Annotated in this window: 19 protein-coding genes; 1 reads left to right on the top strand and 18 read right to left on the bottom strand. The window is 61.0% G+C overall.

From position 1 onward, the window contains the following. Positions 1–12: 12 nt before the first annotated feature. The 10 genes from rlxS to QAZ47_RS14345 all read right to left on the bottom strand — a co-directional run bounded on the left by rlxS (position 13) and on the right by QAZ47_RS14345 (position 8693). The gene (rlxS, locus tag QAZ47_RS14390; RefSeq protein ID WP_278233626.1) at positions 13–1983 is read right to left on the bottom strand and encodes a relaxase/mobilization nuclease RlxS; all 1971 of its coding nucleotides are present in this window, start codon (positions 1981–1983) and stop codon (positions 13–15) included. A 189-nt stretch (positions 1984–2172) separates the two neighbouring features. Beyond that, on the bottom strand, positions 2173–2859 hold the full coding sequence (locus QAZ47_RS14385) for a lytic transglycosylase domain-containing protein (protein ID WP_278207410.1): 687 nt from the start codon (positions 2857–2859) through the stop codon (positions 2173–2175). Then, positions 2847–3395, bottom strand: coding sequence for a S26 family signal peptidase (locus QAZ47_RS14380; protein ID WP_278207409.1), 549 nt, complete (start codon positions 3393–3395; stop codon positions 2847–2849). Before QAZ47_RS14380 ends, QAZ47_RS14385 begins: the two co-directional genes overlap by 13 nt. After that, the gene (locus QAZ47_RS14375; RefSeq protein ID WP_278207408.1) at positions 3392–3631 is read right to left on the bottom strand and encodes a helix-turn-helix domain-containing protein; all 240 of its coding nucleotides are present in this window, start codon (positions 3629–3631) and stop codon (positions 3392–3394) included. The genes QAZ47_RS14380 and QAZ47_RS14375 overlap by 4 nt, the downstream gene beginning before the upstream one ends. A gap of 171 nt (positions 3632–3802) precedes the next feature. Next, positions 3803–4126: a DUF736 domain-containing protein gene (locus QAZ47_RS14370; RefSeq protein WP_278207407.1), complete on the bottom strand. Its 324-nt coding sequence runs from the start codon at positions 4124–4126 to the stop codon at positions 3803–3805. Positions 4127–4662: 536 nt separating this feature from the next. Beyond that, positions 4663–6393, bottom strand: coding sequence for a ParB/RepB/Spo0J family partition protein (locus QAZ47_RS14365; RefSeq protein WP_278207406.1), 1731 nt, complete (start codon positions 6391–6393; stop codon positions 4663–4665). 92 nt (positions 6394–6485) lie between these two features. After that, the gene (locus QAZ47_RS14360) at positions 6486–6893 is read right to left on the bottom strand and encodes a DUF2958 domain-containing protein (RefSeq protein WP_278207405.1); all 408 of its coding nucleotides are present in this window, start codon (positions 6891–6893) and stop codon (positions 6486–6488) included. 14 nt (positions 6894–6907) lie between these two features. Next, complete coding sequence (locus QAZ47_RS14355; RefSeq protein ID WP_278207403.1) at positions 6908–7111, bottom strand: hypothetical protein; 204 nt, start codon at positions 7109–7111, stop codon at positions 6908–6910. Continuing rightward, positions 7108–8070, bottom strand: a complete 963-nt coding sequence (locus QAZ47_RS14350; RefSeq protein ID WP_278207845.1) for a zincin-like metallopeptidase domain-containing protein — start codon at positions 8068–8070, stop codon at positions 7108–7110. Before QAZ47_RS14350 ends, QAZ47_RS14355 begins: the two co-directional genes overlap by 4 nt. Before the next feature lie 413 nt (positions 8071–8483). Next, a complete protein-coding gene (locus QAZ47_RS14345; RefSeq protein ID WP_278207402.1) occupies positions 8484–8693 on the bottom strand; it encodes a helix-turn-helix transcriptional regulator in 210 nt (69 codons plus the stop codon). Positions 8694–8818: 125 nt separating this feature from the next. On the opposite strand from QAZ47_RS14345, the gene QAZ47_RS14340 reads away from it, so the two are divergent. Continuing rightward, the gene (locus tag QAZ47_RS14340) at positions 8819–9070 is read left to right on the top strand and encodes a DUF2285 domain-containing protein (protein ID WP_278207401.1); all 252 of its coding nucleotides are present in this window, start codon (positions 8819–8821) and stop codon (positions 9068–9070) included. Between the two features lie 16 nt (positions 9071–9086). Here QAZ47_RS14340 and QAZ47_RS14335 read toward each other — a convergent pair whose 3' ends face one another. The 8 genes from QAZ47_RS14335 to QAZ47_RS14300 form a co-directional block, all read right to left on the bottom strand. Then, entirely contained in the window at positions 9087–9422 is a 336-nt protein-coding gene (locus tag QAZ47_RS14335; protein WP_278207844.1) for a DUF2285 domain-containing protein, read from the bottom strand. Between the two features lie 217 nt (positions 9423–9639). Then, entirely contained in the window at positions 9640–9897 is a 258-nt protein-coding gene (locus QAZ47_RS14330; protein WP_278233625.1) for a DUF6499 domain-containing protein, read from the bottom strand. Between the two features lie 36 nt (positions 9898–9933). Then, positions 9934–10560, bottom strand: a complete 627-nt coding sequence (locus QAZ47_RS14325; RefSeq protein WP_278207400.1) for an acyl-homoserine-lactone synthase — start codon at positions 10558–10560, stop codon at positions 9934–9936. Between the two features lie 94 nt (positions 10561–10654). After that, a complete protein-coding gene (locus QAZ47_RS14320; RefSeq protein WP_278207399.1) occupies positions 10655–11383 on the bottom strand; it encodes a LuxR family transcriptional regulator in 729 nt (242 codons plus the stop codon). Positions 11384–11681: 298 nt separating this feature from the next. Then, positions 11682–12614: a PfkB family carbohydrate kinase gene (locus QAZ47_RS14315; protein ID WP_278207398.1), complete on the bottom strand. Its 933-nt coding sequence runs from the start codon at positions 12612–12614 to the stop codon at positions 11682–11684. A gap of 72 nt (positions 12615–12686) precedes the next feature. After that, positions 12687–13670, bottom strand: coding sequence for an SIS domain-containing protein (locus QAZ47_RS14310; RefSeq protein ID WP_278207396.1), 984 nt, complete (start codon positions 13668–13670; stop codon positions 12687–12689). 60 nt (positions 13671–13730) lie between these two features. Continuing rightward, positions 13731–14549 carry an ABC transporter permease gene (locus QAZ47_RS14305; protein ID WP_278207394.1) on the bottom strand — a complete coding sequence of 273 codons (819 nt, stop codon included), beginning with the start codon at positions 14547–14549 and terminating at the stop codon, positions 13731–13733. After that, positions 14546–15445: an ABC transporter permease gene (locus tag QAZ47_RS14300; RefSeq protein WP_278207393.1), complete on the bottom strand. Its 900-nt coding sequence runs from the start codon at positions 15443–15445 to the stop codon at positions 14546–14548. Before QAZ47_RS14300 ends, QAZ47_RS14305 begins: the two co-directional genes overlap by 4 nt. Position 15446 lies beyond the last annotated feature (1 nt).

Below are 15446 nucleotides of genomic sequence, written 5' to 3'. Positions count from 1 at the left end.
CGTGCAGCCATATCACGAAACACTCGGCCCGCTCCTCTGCCGGCCGATGGTCCATGAAATCCCCTCCCGCCCCATGATGCCAGAGACGTCTTTGCCAATTTGACGGTCGAGCACCGGCCGCCATGGCACGAGGGTGAACTCGCGCGATTTCTCGATGACGGCAAATTTGCCGCTGGCAAGTTCGATCGATTGGCGCAGCGTGCCTTCTACCCGAACTCCAAGCTTCGCTTCGGAATACAACAGTCCAAATTCGTCCGACAGTTGACCGGCAACGCGGTTCAGCTCGCGCTGACGCAGGACCGCCAGCATGTTGGCGCGACAGACGATCCGGTCCTGCTCCTCGTGCGCTAGCCCTTGCGCGATCAACCACTGGCGCCGACGGGCTTGTGCCTCCCGTACCTCGCGTCCGAAGCCAGAATTGCGCAAGGGCTCCGCTTTGTCGGAAACCAGCTCACTGTCGAGCCAGGTGGCACCGTCGAAGCCGACCTGCCGTTCCAATGGTAATGAAGAAAGCTTGTCGACCATAACAGGCTCGGCCCTTGCCCGCTGGCGCTCGTAGTCCGCAACGCATTTCAGATAGTCCGGCGCGATGATCCAAGTGCCATCCGGCTTTCGCTCCAGGCCACCGGTGGCACGGCGGATCGCCTCAAGCCGACGGACGTGGGTCTCGGCAAAGCGTTCGGTGGCTGATGGATCGTGCCTGAGATGGATATCGCTGTTGTAGCGGCCGCCGTTCACCGCCGCGACGTCGACGATCGTGCGATCGACCTGTCTGGGCTCAGTATTCCGAGGTGTGACCCGGACGATGCAGCCGTCAGGGGTCGGTTCGTTGGCATCGCCTTTGCCGATGTCGATATAGTGGCTTTTACCGTCCAGGCTGTCGACGATGAGGTAATGCCGGTCGTTGATCTCGTCACTCAGTCCGCGCGCGACAACGCGCCCGACAATAGGCTGGGTCTCTTGTCCCGGCCGATCATGGACAACATAGTCTGCGGCACTGCGAGCAGGCCCCCGGCCAGTCAGTTCACGATGCATGGTCTTGATGATGTCGCCACGCTCGCCCAACCGGCGCAGTGTTGCTTCGAGCTCATCGTCCAGGCGCCAGCGGCCCGCGTTGATTTCCGCCGCAAGACCCATCCGCTCGAGCTTACGCAGGCGTCCCTGCTGCAACGTCTGGCGAAATGCATCCCGCCCATCCGGCGCAACAAGTCCGTCGTGATCTCGATTGCGTAGCAGCTGGCGGTCGATGCTGGTGAAGCGTTCCTGCTCCATTTCCTGGCGCAGGCGCTGCTCTATTTCGCGATCCGTGCGCGGACCAAGGTCGAGGCTCACCAGCTCGGCCGCCCGCTCTCGCAGACCAGAGGAGATGTACTCGCGCGCGATCACCAGATTCTCGTCACGATCATCCTTGCCACGGACGATGATGTGGGTGTGCGGATGACCTGTGTTGAAATGGTCCACGGCAACCCAGTCGAGCTTCGTGCCGAGGTCCTCTTCCATCTGCGCCATAAGGCGCCGGGTCAGTAGCTTGAGGTCGTCATACCCAATGCCGTCTTCGGCAGCGACGATGAAACGGAACTGATGCCGGTCGCCGTCGGCATGATCGAGGAAGGCTCTGCCATCGACCCGATCTTTGTCAGCACCATAGAGTTGGCCAGACTCGCCATCGCGGGTGACGCCGTCGCGCTGGAGGTAGCGCAGGTGTGCGCGCGCTCCGTCCGAACCCTTGCCGGCCAGTTTGACGACCCGTGCCTTGACGACGACACGTCGCAGCCGAAAGGCGGCGTAGCGATCGCGTGATTTGAGCAGCGCCGCAGCAGCGCCACCACGCCCTGCCCGGCTTCCTGTGAAGCGGCCGCCACGACGGGGTTTGCCGCCGGCTCGGTTGATCGCCGCCCGGACCTGGCCGGCGAAGCGCTTTCCTGCCTTCGAGCCCTGCGAGCCGATTTTGCCAAGCTTCGGCCTGAATTCATCATTCTTCACGTGAAGCTTCCCGGAAATCTGGCGCCAGATCAAAGGGTTGCCGTCATCAGCCTCCAAGGCACGTGAACAGCCTCCGGCAAAAACGATGTGCAGACAAAGACTTGACCGCCTCCGGGAGGCGGTCCCTTTATCTTGCCTTCCGCGAACCTCCCCCCACCCGCCTCCAACCAAATTCGCCACACTCGGACCTCACCTGCCGTCCGGCCGTTCCGATCCAGCTCGATCTGATCCGAGCGGCACCAGAATTTGCCCGTTCGGATTGCCCGCGCGAACGCCGTCGCGCAGGAAGAAGAGTGACCGCCCGGAGGACGCTTTGGGCGCCTTTGCGGGTGGAGATTTGCTCTTGAACACGTTGATATCCGCAGCCGAAACGCCGGCCGCATTGAGCTTTCTGAGATAATCGACCGTCTCGGACGGCAGCGGTCGTCCGCGCTGCAAATGGTCGTCGTAGCGCTCCGGTCCGGCGTTGTAGGCAGCGAACAAACCAGGGAATCCGAACCGGTCATACATGGCGCGCAGGTAAGCGGTTCCAGCCAGAATGTTGTCGAGCGGATCATACGGGTCGGCGCCGAGACCGTGTTCGATCCGCATCTCGTTATATGTTTTGGGCATCACCTGCATGAGGCCCATGGCGCCGGCGCGCGAGGTGAGTGGACGACCGTGGAGCATGGTCCTGCCGCCGCTCTCGGCATCGATGACAGCGTATATCCAGACCTGCGGGACACGGAAACGTTGGCTTGCTTCAGTAACGAACTGCTGCCACTTTCCAAGCTGCGGACCTAGGGAGATGGCGACCGGCTCAGCGTCGGTCGAGGCGGAACAGGCGCATGGCGCGACAGCGATCATGCCAAGCATGAGGAGGGTCACTCGGTCCATAGCGGCACGAGCCTCCCGATGATGTTTTGGATCGGAACTGGCCCGAAATACCTGCTGTCAAAGGAGCGAGGAGCGTCGCCGTTCAGCAGGAAAACCTCGTCGCCTGCCAGCAAACGGCAGCCCCTCCACCAAGGCAGCGGACGGTTTTGGGTATCGGTTGCGAGCCGCCGCGCGGCGATCTCGCCGCCAATGATGATCGCTTCGTTGAAAGCGCAGACATGCTCGCGCGGTAGTGCTGCGACGCGCTTGACCAGCGGCACATTGCGAGGCAGATAGCCGCGCTCAGCAGCAACATCGGCAATGAATTCCGGTGCGCGTGCGAGGACGAGATCGCCACGCGATGGCGCTCCAGTGACGACGCGGTAGAGGCCGATCGGCGCACTCGCCGAGGCGTTCCAGACGAGCCAAGGCGCCGGTCTGGCGAAGGCCGTGATGCCAATCAGGCTGAGGCCGATCGCAGCAACGGCGATCACCTTGCGTGCCCGAATTCGACGCAGAGCACTGCCGGCCAGATGTATGGACGGGCGCCGGCTCATGAGCGGCCTCCATCATCGGTATCGATCTCGTTCTGGCGGCCTTTCGACCACTCATTGAGCTCGTCTATGTGGTAGCGGACGAAGCGGCCGTGCTTGCGGAACTTTGGGCCGTAGCCCTTGATCCGCATCTTCTCCAATGTCCGTTGTGAAAGGCCGATATAGAAGGCAGCCTGCGCCGTGTTGAGGAACGGACTGCCCTTCTTGGCGCGGGCAGCGCGTTCGTTTTCGTCGTCCATGATGATCCTCGTTTCGCCGATGGAAGGCCGTGCCAAGGATCAGCGAGCGAGAGCGCTTGCGGGACGGGCGAAGAGTCGGTCGGGAGTTTTCGCCGCCCCTTTGGGGCGGGGATGGAGAGCTTTGGAAGTGCCCCCGCGCCGGTGGCGGCGCGGGGGCTTTCTCAGTGCCGGTCAGTCGGCCGGGTTCCAGATGATGGCATAGGTGTCATCATCGTCCTGGCCGGCGGCGCGGCCGAGATTGGCGTAGAGTTTTCGCGGTCCGAACTCGGGGGCGGCGATCGACAGGCTCACATAATCCTTGCCGGAAGCCTCGCCGGTCCGGACCCAGCCGGCGCCGACTTCGACGCCTTGGGTCAGCACCCGGAAGTCGGGATGGCTGTCGGCGCCCTTGGCCTGGTTGGGCACGATGTCGATGTCAGCACGAACGCTGAGCGTCTTGAGCTGGCCCTTGTAGCTGCCGTTCTCCTGCTTGGTGACATATCCGATCGCGGTCATTTGAAAGTCTCCTTTTTGCTGTCGCCGGGGACCATTCCCCTGCGATGGCGGACCGTGATGGGCGCGTCCGACCCGCCCGAACCCGAAGGGCCGAAGCGACAGCGGAGGACCCGAGCGGGGAGCTTTTTTGAAGCGAAGCGGCGCGAGGAGCCGCCGCAGGCGGCGGGGAAAGAAGTTGCTGGCGAGGGTTTCGGGCGGGCCGGATCCGCCCATAGGTCGACAAGCCAGCCGCAGGGGAATGGTCCTGGCAACAAGCAACGAAGATGGACTGGAGACGCGGTCACGGAGCCAGACAAAGGCCAAGCTACTGTTGAGACCACCGGCACTCCGGTGCCGTGCCAACGCAATCCTGCCCACGCAGCCAGCGCCGATCCAGACCAGCGGCCAAGGTTTCGCCCCAAGATCAAAGGATGGTGCGCCGGGTGAGAACTGGAGCGGCCCGGCGACACCGAAGGCACTTGCCGCGCGCTCGATACAGCCCGGCATGCGGACGAGCGGCGACGTCCGCAACGTCGCCACCCGCCTTACGGAAATGATCATTCAGACACGAACAGCGACTGGACCTTGGACCACTGATCGGCGGTGCGGAAGCCGCCGCGATCCGTGTAGGATTCGACCGGGAATTTCATCCAGCGCGGCAGCCAGAATTCGACTTTCTGCCTGCCGTTCTCGCCGGCAAGAAAATCGCGAATGATCTTCTTTTGCGTCTTCACCTTCTCCGAAGCATTGCCTTCGGCGACGTGTGTGCCGCCGACATCGGCGAGCATTTGATTGGCGACCTCCTTGTCTCGCAACAGCTCGAAGAAGGCGTTGTCCGGCTGGCAATGGTCGCGCATATCGACGTCAAGATGGTTGCCGAGCGCCTCGATGATGGCGCTGCCGACGGCGAGCGTTTCGGCCATCACGAGGGTCAGGACGCTGAAGACATCCTCGTCCGAAAGAACCAGCAGACGCGCGAAGACACTGGCGAGCGCGAAGTCGTCGCCATTGCCGCCGGCGACGGGACCTTCCTCGTCGATCGTACCGAGCAGTGCCAGAACCTCGCGCCGTTTTTCAGCGAAAGCGGCTTCGGCCTTGCAGCTGGCGATGCTTGCGGCCACCGACTCGTTTGCGGCGCGCTGCGGCTCAGGACGCACCTGCCAAAGGCTCGAACCAGTAATGGTATGAGCCACCATCAGGCGCAGGGCGATGCTCGGATGGTCAAGCAAGGCTGTCCGCACGGCTGCGTGGCGATGCAGATCGACATAGTTCTGCATCGGTCCGCTGAGCTCGGACCGTGAGGGTTTCGCCGGTGTCTCTGCTTCCTCGCCTGCCTCGCCGTTGGAACGAGCGCGGCGCGCCTCTTTGCGCGACAGGTAGCCTTCGTGAGCCTCGACCTCGCCGCGCTGCGAGACGGTGATGACGACCTTGCCGCCCTTCTTCTTCGGCGTCTTCTCGTAGTCCCACGAATGGAAGTACTGGCCGGGTTCCAGCACCACCACCTCGGACCATCCGGCTTCGATATAGGCATCACGCTTGGCGGCAATTGCCTCGTTCTGCTTCTGCCAGAAGAGGTCCGCGTCGGCGAAATAACTTTCCTCGCCGAACAGGTCGGACACGATCAAGCCGGGAAAATCCTCGATGGCGAAGAGCGCGACTTTGGTGGAGATCGATTGGCCGCCGAACAGCCATTGCTTCAATTGCCAGCCGCGCGGCGCATGTTGCTCGGGATCGGCGTAGAGCGCCAGCCAGTCCCTCTGCTGCGCTTTGGAGGCCATCGTGAGATGGCGCACCGTCTCGGTATCGATCTCCTCGCGCCGATAGGCCTCGCGAATTTTGGGCAACAGATCACCAAGCGCCAGGATGCGTTTCACCTGATGCTCGGTGAGCCCGAAGGTGACGGCAATATCGGCGACGCCGCGCCCCTCCTTGATGAGCCGTGTGAAGGTTTCCCATTGCGAAACCTCGTCGGGATCGTCCCGCGCGGTATTCTCGATCAGCGAGGCCTCCAGCGCATCGGCGTCGTCACCATCCTCCATGATGGCGCATGGCAGCGGGTCGACCTCGCCGCGTTCGTCGGCGACGGTTCTGGCCGCGAAATAGCGCCGCCGTCCGGCGACGATTTCGAAGCTGTCCGGCGATCCGTTCGGCCGCACCAGCAGCGGCACCAGCACGCCGCGTGCCCGCACCGACGGCAGGATGTCGGAGATATCGGGCGCGCGTTTGGAATGCCGCATGTTGGCCGCCGAGATACTCAAATGGTCGATAGAAACGTGGGCAAGCTGCATGGTTCTGTCTCCTTGTTTGCACTGGTTGAAATTGCCCTTTCCCGCGAGGCCAAAGGCCGAGCGGCGGGCGGGTTTTGCGCCTATCGGCGCGGTCATTCCGTCCTGTCGGGCGGAAACTCGGGCATTGGGATTTCGAGGGATGCGGCAGCCTGCCGCAAAAGCCGCTCGGTCTCGGTAATGTGGCCGGATAGCCGAGCGGCTTCGGCATAAACGGACAGCGGAAAACGCGCTTCGAAATCAACGTCGCGTTCGATGCCAAGCCCAAGCGGCCCTTTTACAGCCTCAAGTTCCGCAAGGCTGACGCTGCCGAGTTCCGGGAACCCGAAACCGAGATCGCAAAGTCCGAACAGCGTGTCGCCGTCTGCGTCGAGTTCGGTCAGAAGCCAGGTCGCGGCACCTGCCGGATTGAACAGTTTCATGACGGGGACGTGGTCGGTTTCCGTATCGGTCGCGCCGTTGGCGAGCAGCCGCGCGCGCAGGTCTTCGGTGATCAGGATCATGGCAACACTCCTTGTCAGAAGAGGTCGAGTTGATTGCGCCGGGCCTCATCGAAGAGGCCGATATCAAGCGGCTTCTGTGCCGTGCGCGGGCGCATCGGCGCGTCTATCAACAGCGCCAGCCGGTCACGCGCGGTGATTGGGCGGACGCCGGGAACGAGCGTCTGCTCGCCTTCCGGCGTCGGCTCGCTCTGCAGCGGAACGGGATCGCGCGCGGTCATGCCGCCATCCCTTCTTGCGCGCCGCTTCTCTCGTCAGCCTGAAAGGCGAGCAGGAAATCAGCGGCTTTGGAGGCAAGGCTGGCGGCGCGGAAAATGGCGCGATTATCCTCCCGCAGCACGGTCAGCCATGAGCCGATATAATCGGCGTGGCGCACGGTCGGCTCGATGCCGAGGCTCGAACAGGTGAAGGCGGCCGTGAGCTCGGCGACCAGTTCTTCGCGCGCATAGGCCTTGGAGCCGAATGAACCGGACAAATCACGCGCGAGCCGGGTCGGATGACCCGTCCAATGGCCTAATTCATGCAGAGCGGTGCGATAGTAGTTGACCGGTTCGAAAAAGGCCGGCTGCGGCGGCAGTTGCACGAAATCGCCGGCAGGCAAGTAGAATGCGCGGTCACCGCCGATGCGAATATCAGCGCCGCTCGCGCGCATAAGCGCTTCGGCCTTCGGGACGATCTCGCGCTCGGGCAGCGGTTCGGCATTGCTGTAAAGGTGCTCCGGCAGGCTATCGCATTGCGCAACGTTGAACACGGTGAAGCGCTTGAGGAAGGGTACCGCGTGCGGCTCGGTGTCCTCGGCCTTGGCGCGTTCCTTTTCATTCTTTGGGATGAAGCGATCGGCGTGAACGATGGTCGTGCCGTGCTCGCCTTTGCGGACATTGCCGCCGAGCGAAAGCGCCTGCCGGAAGGTCAGCCAGTTCTGGCCCGGGTATGAGCGCTCGATGACCGCACCCCACAGGATCAGGATGTTGATGCCAGAATAGCTGCGCCCTGTGGCGGCATTCTTCGGCAGACCAAGCGCCGCCTTCGCCCTCCCCCATGGCTTGACCCAAGGCACCGAACCCCGCTCGAGATCGGCGATAATGCGGTCGGTGATTTCGGAATAGAGGGTGCGCTTAAGCGGCTCGCCCTGTTTTGCGCCGACCTCACCACGGGCTCCACGTTTGCCAGTCTTGCGCATGATCTGATCTCCGCTCGCAACTCTCGCTGCGCCCTTCCCCGGAAGCGGGGTGGGCGGCGAAAACGACCGGAAAGGCCCGCCGTCAGAGGCGGCCGGCATCCGCAGGACCGGAACGAAGTGGAGGACCCGGAGCGAAGCGCAGGGTTGCGGGCCGTCGCGGCGGGCCTAGAAGGGAGAGCCGCCCACACCGCGCCGCCGGAAAGGCCAACCCAAAAAGACTGCGCCGCCCGAAGGGCCGGCGACCGTCACAGCCCGCAAGGGCTGCATGCGCCAAGGGGCGAAGCCGTATGGCCGAGACCGCCTGAGCCTGTCGAAGGAAAGCGGGCTCGGTTCACGAGCAACCGGTGCGCGCCATCAGCGCGCAGGCGCCCTCATTCGAGAGATGCGAACGGACAAGCCAGTTGAGCCGCTTACTACAACTGCTTGATTAGATCACAAGGATCAACGTTGAGGGCTTTTGCAAGTCGTCCCAAAACTGTCACGCTTGCCGCGACCCGACCACGCTCGATTGACCCGACATAGCGCATGCTCAGGTCTGCGCGTGCCGCCAATTCTTCCTGCGTCAGGCCCTGATCATGGCGCACACGACGCATGTTGACCGCCATGACCTCCTTGAGATCCATGGCCAGATACCGACCAGAACGGGAACTATCGTTCTAGGAATGATCGTTCCTATTCGCTATGATGAGCCGGTCAGAGGACGTCATTCTGGATCGCAAGCCACCCGAAGGCTGAACTAACAGACAAGATGAAAACGGAAATCCAAAGCGAAGTGCCCTGGTCGGATCACCTGACCGCCTACGACAGCAGACACTTCTCCATCTATCTCAGTCTCATCGACGCGTGCGCCGACAATGCCAGCGAAGAAGAGATGGCGCTGACCATATTGGGCATCGATCCCAAGCGGGAGCCGGTTCGAGCCCGCAAAGCGGTTCGAAGTCATCTTGAGCGCACGCGCTGGCTGATAGAGAGCGGGTATAAGGAATTGTTCCCCAGCTGACCGGCCGAAGGCGAGCTTACAGCAGAAACCGCCTGTATCCACCGTTCATGAGCACGCGCCCGCGTTTGACCGCACGACGCACCATGTCACGGAGATGGTCGCCGGGATCGGCCCAATCCTGCTCGACGCGAGCCTTCCCGAACAGGGCGAGGCCGATCTCGCGATGCGAGGCGCCGGCAATCGAGCCGTCGAGCGCGCGCAGAACCCATCGCAATCGGGCACACCGGGGCTCGGCCGGGAACAATCTCGGTGGAAGTCGTCCGGTCGATCGGAGGGCATTCAAGCACGCAAGACTATCCAGACGTTGCTTCGTCTCCGCGGATGGCCAGAGGACGTTGGCCGTCAAGCGCACGGGCTCGATGAGATTCGCGCCGGAAACTGCCAGTTGCAGGTTCCGGACACCGTCGGTGAACAGGACGTCCTGATGCCCATCTTCCGCATGAAGGACGGACACCCGGCAGGATAGGGTCGAGACATCGAATATGTCCGTCTTGGGTGATCGCGGCGCCCGCTTGGCAGCAACGTCAAGAACATGCGGACATAGCCGCGGACGCCAGAAGACGTCCGCGCTACTTTCGATCGAGCTTGCAAAAAATCAGCCCCCAGGACGAAAGATCGAATGCTCCAGGCGGCATCCGAAATATGGTACCAGTCAGCGTTTTTGATGAATCAATCCATCGCAAGGCCGCGGCTATCTCAGCTCGGAAAATCCGATTGCGCCTCAAAAACTCCCAGGCCCAGCCGCGGCTGGTGAGCGACGCGGAATAGTGATAGGCATTCTTGTCCTGCCAATCCGGCCAGGCTAGACCAGAACTCGAATCGCTCATCATACGTTCCCAAACGGGGTGGAATGAGCCTTCCGATCAGCCGTTCTTCATGACCGGCGCCCACAGCGCGGGGCCCTTGATCCCGCCATTGCCGCGAATGACCTCCAGGATGTCGGTAGAGACTTCGAGAAAGCCCGCGACCGCGCGCGTGTCGCCGATCGTCTGCGGATCGGACAACCGCTCGAGCGGCCAGCCGGCACGGCGCAGGATCCGCTCGATGCGCAAATCCGTCACGGTGACAATAGTGTGCAGGTTGCGGGACAGGCCGAACTCGATCATGCCGGCGAACAGTTCGTAAGTGCCGAGCGCAATGCCAGCCTCCTTAGGCGCGGAGGGCGGAACGTCGAGCGCGAAGCGACTGCTCTCCCAGATCCCGGGGCTTGCCGGCGCCTGGCGGCCGCCAAGAAGAATGGAGAAGCTGTCGCGCAACATTGTCGGGCCGGTGGTGGGCAACAGGCGGACACAGCCCTCGATGCGTTCAGTCGGTCCCCTGAGCAGCAGATAGTGGGGGCCCAGGGCGTCGAACGAGTCGACTTCATAACCGCCGTTGACCGGCACGTCCCATTTGAGGCGATCCCTGAAGACGCGATGTCGCAAGCGGTGCATCTCCTCGAGCTCGTGGCTGAATTCAGCGTAACGATCCGGCGTGATCAACTGCATCATGGCGGCCTTCTCCTTCGCGACAAATATCGGTCGTGATTGGAGGCGAAGGTCCTTGTCGCCACAACCTGTGCATGTATACAGCGTGGTGGGGTGGTCAGGTCAGATCTGTCGATCTCGATAATGCGAAGCGGATGGCTGCCTGGGTTTTGGTTCGCACGCCAAGCTTCTTCTTGGCATTGTCCAGATGAAAGGCGGCAGTGCGCTGGCTAATTCCCAGAATGCGGCCGATGTCCCAATCCGATTTGCCGCGAGCAGCCCATTGCAAGCACTGAGTTTCCCGACGGGACAAAGCGACGCCATCCACCATTGGCTCCGACGTCAGCCTGCGACGTGCCTGGATGTGAAAGAAGACGGCCACCAATTGCAGCGCGCTCTCGTAGCGCTCAATCATGCGAAAGAAAAGCGGCCGCCGTTCATCTGAGACGAAAGTTAGCGCGGCAAACATCCCCCGACGGTCATGGATCGGAATTGTAAAGCCACAGCGGATGCCGAATTGGGTCGCCTCATCCATCAACTGCCGCTGTGGGGTCGACAAGTCTAGATCGCCTCCGTCCGCATCCCAGCGGAATGCATCCGGGCCTAGCCGGGCCTGCTGGACTACCGGGTCCACATGTTCGTAGCGGCTATTAAGATAGTGAGATGTCCATGGTTGAGGATAGGTGGAGATCAGATCGGTCCCCCGACGCGAACCGAGCGATGGCAGGAGATAAGCGAATGAGGGCAGATCAAGCGAGGACGCAGTCTCGGCCAAGGCATCGCGTAGATCAGCCGCATTGGTGCTTTCGGACAGGTGCTCGACAAATCTATGAAAGACGTCGTGCATACGCAGTCCGCATCTCAGAGTCTGGAGAGCCTACGATCGGGCGATATCGACGGCACCCTTATCGCGGCGCCGATTGATGAAAGATGGGCGATACCAGGCCCTAGGACATCCGCTTGAGGCACTATCATAGCTCCCATTCGTTGCTAGCTGCCGATTAGCGGGGGCCTGTGCAACTCGCCGGCCTCAACCTCATGCTGAGCAACGGACCGTCATCGGCTACGTAATGCTTCGAGCAAGAATGGCCGGGTCTACGGGGCCGGATTCCTAACGCTAGAAGCACCCTGCTCGCATCCCGCCGCTAACTAGTGGGATGTGGATAGCCGAAGGCTCCTGACCACTCGCAAGCTGCCGCTGCAGATGTCGCGCCATGTAAAAGCGATGCTTCACTTGAGGCCCCCTGGAGCATAGCGGCAAGGAAGCCTCCGATGAACGCATCTCCAGCTCCCATCGTGTCGACCACTTTGGCTTGCACGATTCCCTGACGTAAAGTCGACCGACCATCGCTAAAGACGGCGCCGCGTTCGCCTTGGGTAACGCACACTGTCTGCGCGCCGAGCAGATGTGCCTCCCGGATGAACGCCTCTGTCTCGGCGTCATTCATGTCCGAACCCGAAAAGAATGCGATCGTCGCGAGCGGACATATCGCGGCGAAGTAGTCCCTATCGCGACCAGTTGAAAAATCGAACGAAAGGCCATGAGCAATCGCGCGGATGCGAGGGAGTTCCGGCTCGAGATAACTGAAGCACGAAGAATGCACGTGCCCCAGCCGAGAGATGAGGTCGAGATCATCGTCGTCCATGCGCAGCATCACCCTCTTGCGCACACCTCCCTTATTGGAGCCAACGAAGACACGATCACCGTCGACCAGAGTTACTTTCGCCTTGCCCGTCTCGCCTTTCACGACGCGCAGTTGGCTATCTGAGAGTCCCTCGGCCAGGATGCTGGCCCGCACATGGGCGCCCTCCTGATCACAGCCCAAAATGCCGATATAGGCGCTATTGGCCACCCCGAACCGGTGAGCGAGGATGGCAACGTTCAAGGCGTTGCCGCCGGGGTAGTAGACGCCTTGATCGAGATAATGGTCAACGACGTTATCACCGACCCCGACGAGCCCACGTTCGAATTGCGAGGCGGAAGACATGATGCAGAACCTTCGAATCTTGTGGATCTGGGCGTTCGACCGTAGGTGGCAGAAGCGATTTGCACGCTTCAGCCATCCTTTCGTCATCATCTAGCCGACCAGCGAGCCTGGGCGTTGAGGTGGTCGCACGCAGGCAGGCTGGGTACCTAAAAAGCCTGGAAGTCAGTATTCCATCTTCCACATGTAGCGGCGGACGGTCAGCGGATGACCTTTGGCCTCGGACAGCTTGTCGGCGTAGGCACGCAAGACAGGCGAGAAGACCAACGGCGCGAGATACTCGGATACGCTTTCGGGCAATGAGGTCACGCCGAAATCATTCGCGTCCACCACCGTCACGCGCTTACTGTATTTCTGCGCGAAGGCGAGCGCGCGCTCGTCCATCGCGCGGGATGGTCCCAAACCCATGAGTTGGATGAACGGCACGTCAAAGTCAGTGATCTCGAACGGGCCGTGGAAATATTCGCCGGCATGTATTGCCGCCGAGTGAACCCACTGCATTTCCTGCAGAAGGCAAATGGCGAATGAGTAGGCCTGTCCGAAGTTCGCTCCCGACGCCATCGTATAGATAATCGCTTCGCGTTTATGCGTCTCCGCGAATTCAGCGGCCTTGCCACCGTGGTCAGCGACGAGGTTCTCCGCGAGAGCGGGGAACGCCGCCAAGCCCTTCTCGAAATCATCGGCCCTTGGGTTGCCTTCTCGGATTTTGAGAATGCCGAAGGTCAGCCTCTGCAACACCGCTGCCGAATGAATGGGCGACATGGTCAGGGGTGCATGGACGTAGGAGACTATATATTCGGACTCCTGGTCGAGCGGGCTACCAAGATCATGTGTCAATGAGATGGTCAGAGCACCCGCGGCGCGGGCGATTTTGACCGCCTCCACGGTTTCCGGGGTCGTGCCCGAATGGGAACAGGCGATGACGATGGAATTTTTGCCCAGGCGTTTCGGCGCCCGCGCCTTGAACTCGGCCGCATTGAGCGCGTTGCCGATGATCGCCTTTGCTTCGCGCTCCACGATGTATTGGTTTGGAAGCATGTGCGCGTACGAGCCCCCACAGGCGACAAAGAAGATGTCGGTGACATTTTCGCGACCAGCCACGGCGTTCAACGCATTTTTGATTTGAGCGTCAGTTTGTTCGGTAATCATCGTGAGTCCTTCGATGTTTTGACTGGTTTGACTTGTCGCATCGATCTCGTGTGATCGACGCTATTTCGGTGAGCGAGGTTTGGTGAGTTGGCCGATGACGATTAGCAGGATCGAAATGGCGATCAGGCAGGTGCAGATCGCAGCGATCGTTGGGTCGAGCTCGTCCCTAAGTGAATTGAACATCTTGCGGTTTAGGGTCGAGCCGGGTCCAGTAGATATAAACATCGCCACAACGACTTCATCGAACGATGCGAAGAACGAAAACAGCATCGCCGAAATCACGGAAAACCTGATCTGCGGCAGGGTGACGGTAAAGAAAGCGTACAGACGAGAAGCACCGAGGCTGCGCGCAGCGTGCTCCTGATTGATGTCGTACGAAGCCAGACCCGCCGTAACGACGATCATTACGAACGGCAGCGCCATTGCCGTGTGCATGAGGGTCAGGCCGAGCGTTGTATTCACGAGACCCAACCTGGCGAACACGAATAGCGATCCTATCGCCAGCAGGATCACGGGAATTGCCATTGGGAGAGCAAATAGACCCCAGATCGCCGCTCTGAAGCGCGGTTTACCGACCCAGATTCCGTAAGCCCCCGCAGTACCTATTGCGGTCGCGGAAAGCATGCTGAGTATGGCGACGCTAACCGAGACCCATGTCGCCTGCATCCACTGTCGCGACGTGAAGTAGTTCACGTACCAGGTGAGAGAAATGTCCTTAGGCGGGAATTGAAGGAACTTCGACCCCGAAAAGGACATCGGAATGACGATCAACGTTGGCGCGACGAGAAATACTAGCGTCAGAATTGTAAGGGCGTACAACCAAAGCCGCTGCAAATGTGTGACCTGGGTTAGAGACGCCGGTTGCAGCAGCCACTTCATCGGAACATCCCCTTGCCTGCCTTACGACCGACGAAGCCAGCCACGAGGATCAGAAAGACAGTGATAAGCAGAAGGACAATTCCAAGCGCGCTAGCGGCGCCCCAGTTTGAGTAGGCCCGGACATTGGCTTCGATACGCATCGCAGCCATGATCACGCGGCCGCCACCCAGAACTGCCGGAGTAACATAGAACCCAAGGCAGAGGACGAAGACGATCAAGAGCCCCGAAAGGAATCCAGGCAGTGACAATGGGAAAAAGACGTCCCTGAAAGCTCGAGAAGGCTTGGCACCGAGATTGGACGCGGCAGCCATAAGGTTGGGGTCAATCGCCTTCATCGACGCGAAGAGTGGCAGCACGAGAAAAGGCAGCATCACTTGCACCATTCCAACGAGCGCGCCGGTCATGTTGTGGCTGAGCGGCAAGGGCTGCGAGATCAAATCAAGCCCCGTGAGTCCTTTATTTATCAGGCCGTTGTCTTGGAGGAGCACCAACCAGGCGTAGGTGCGTACGAGTACCGGCGTCCAAAACGGTAGCAGGACGCACAGCAGGGCCAGGTTCTGCGAGCGCTCGGGCAACTGCGAGAGTGCATACGTCAGTGGATAGCCGATGATCGCAACCAGCAAGGTGGTAAACAAGGATACCTTGAAGGTCAGTTCGAAGACCTGTCCATAGACCGGGCTCGTCCACAGCCTTGTGTAGTTCTCCACACTGAAGGAACCGCTCTCCCCGATGAAAGATTCATACAGCATTACGCAAAGCGGCAGCAGAATAACGGATGCGACAAGCAGGATGCCCGGCAGAGTGAGCGACAGAAGGATCCGGCGCTCCCGTCCCTCTGCACTGCGTAGGACTTCGACGTTGAAGTCGGTGGTCGCGGTTGAAGCAGCGGTCGTCATA

Source organism: Mesorhizobium sp. WSM4904, assembly GCF_029674545.1.
Taxonomy (GTDB): domain Bacteria; phylum Pseudomonadota; class Alphaproteobacteria; order Rhizobiales; family Rhizobiaceae; genus Mesorhizobium.
The sequence above is the reverse complement of the archived record's forward strand: the minus strand, read 5'-3'. Positions and strand labels throughout refer to the sequence as shown.

Bases quoted from the DNA above. Each gene is read 5' to 3' on its own strand.
- QAZ47_RS14345 (WP_278207402.1), bottom strand. From the start codon at position 8,693: ATGGATCTCAAGGAGGTCATGGCGGTCAACATGCGTCGTGTGCGCCAT.
- QAZ47_RS14375 (WP_278207408.1), bottom strand. From the start codon at position 3,631: ATGGACGACGAAAACGAACGCGCTGCCCGCGCCAAGAAGGGCAGTCCG.
- QAZ47_RS14365 (WP_278207406.1), bottom strand. From the start codon at position 6,393: ATGCAGCTTGCCCACGTTTCTATCGACCATTTGAGTATCTCGGCGGCC.
- QAZ47_RS14315 (WP_278207398.1), bottom strand. From the start codon at position 12,614: ATGATGACGAAAGGATGGCTGAAGCGTGCAAATCGCTTCTGCCACCTA.
- QAZ47_RS14320 (WP_278207399.1), bottom strand. From the start codon at position 11,383: ATGCACGACGTCTTTCATAGATTTGTCGAGCACCTGTCCGAAAGCACC.
- QAZ47_RS14360 (WP_278207405.1), bottom strand. From the start codon at position 6,893: ATGATCCTGATCACCGAAGACCTGCGCGCGCGGCTGCTCGCCAACGGC.
- QAZ47_RS14355 (WP_278207403.1), bottom strand. From the start codon at position 7,111: ATGACCGCGCGCGATCCCGTTCCGCTGCAGAGCGAGCCGACGCCGGAA.
- QAZ47_RS14385 (WP_278207410.1), bottom strand. From the start codon at position 2,859: ATGGACCGAGTGACCCTCCTCATGCTTGGCATGATCGCTGTCGCGCCA.
- QAZ47_RS14370 (WP_278207407.1), bottom strand. From the start codon at position 4,126: ATGACCGCGATCGGATATGTCACCAAGCAGGAGAACGGCAGCTACAAG.
- QAZ47_RS14330 (WP_278233625.1), bottom strand. From the start codon at position 9,897: ATGAGCGATTCGAGTTCTGGTCTAGCCTGGCCGGATTGGCAGGACAAG.
- QAZ47_RS14350 (WP_278207845.1), bottom strand. From the start codon at position 8,070: ATGCGCAAGACTGGCAAACGTGGAGCCCGTGGTGAGGTCGGCGCAAAA.
- QAZ47_RS14305 (WP_278207394.1), bottom strand. From the start codon at position 14,549: ATGAAGTGGCTGCTGCAACCGGCGTCTCTAACCCAGGTCACACATTTG.
- QAZ47_RS14340 (WP_278207401.1), top strand. From the start codon at position 8,819: ATGAAAACGGAAATCCAAAGCGAAGTGCCCTGGTCGGATCACCTGACC.
- QAZ47_RS14300 (WP_278207393.1), bottom strand. From the start codon at position 15,445: ATGACGACCGCTGCTTCAACCGCGACCACCGACTTCAACGTCGAAGTC.
- QAZ47_RS14310 (WP_278207396.1), bottom strand. From the start codon at position 13,670: ATGATTACCGAACAAACTGACGCTCAAATCAAAAATGCGTTGAACGCC.
- QAZ47_RS14325 (WP_278207400.1), bottom strand. From the start codon at position 10,560: ATGATGCAGTTGATCACGCCGGATCGTTACGCTGAATTCAGCCACGAG.
- QAZ47_RS14380 (WP_278207409.1), bottom strand. From the start codon at position 3,395: ATGAGCCGGCGCCCGTCCATACATCTGGCCGGCAGTGCTCTGCGTCGA.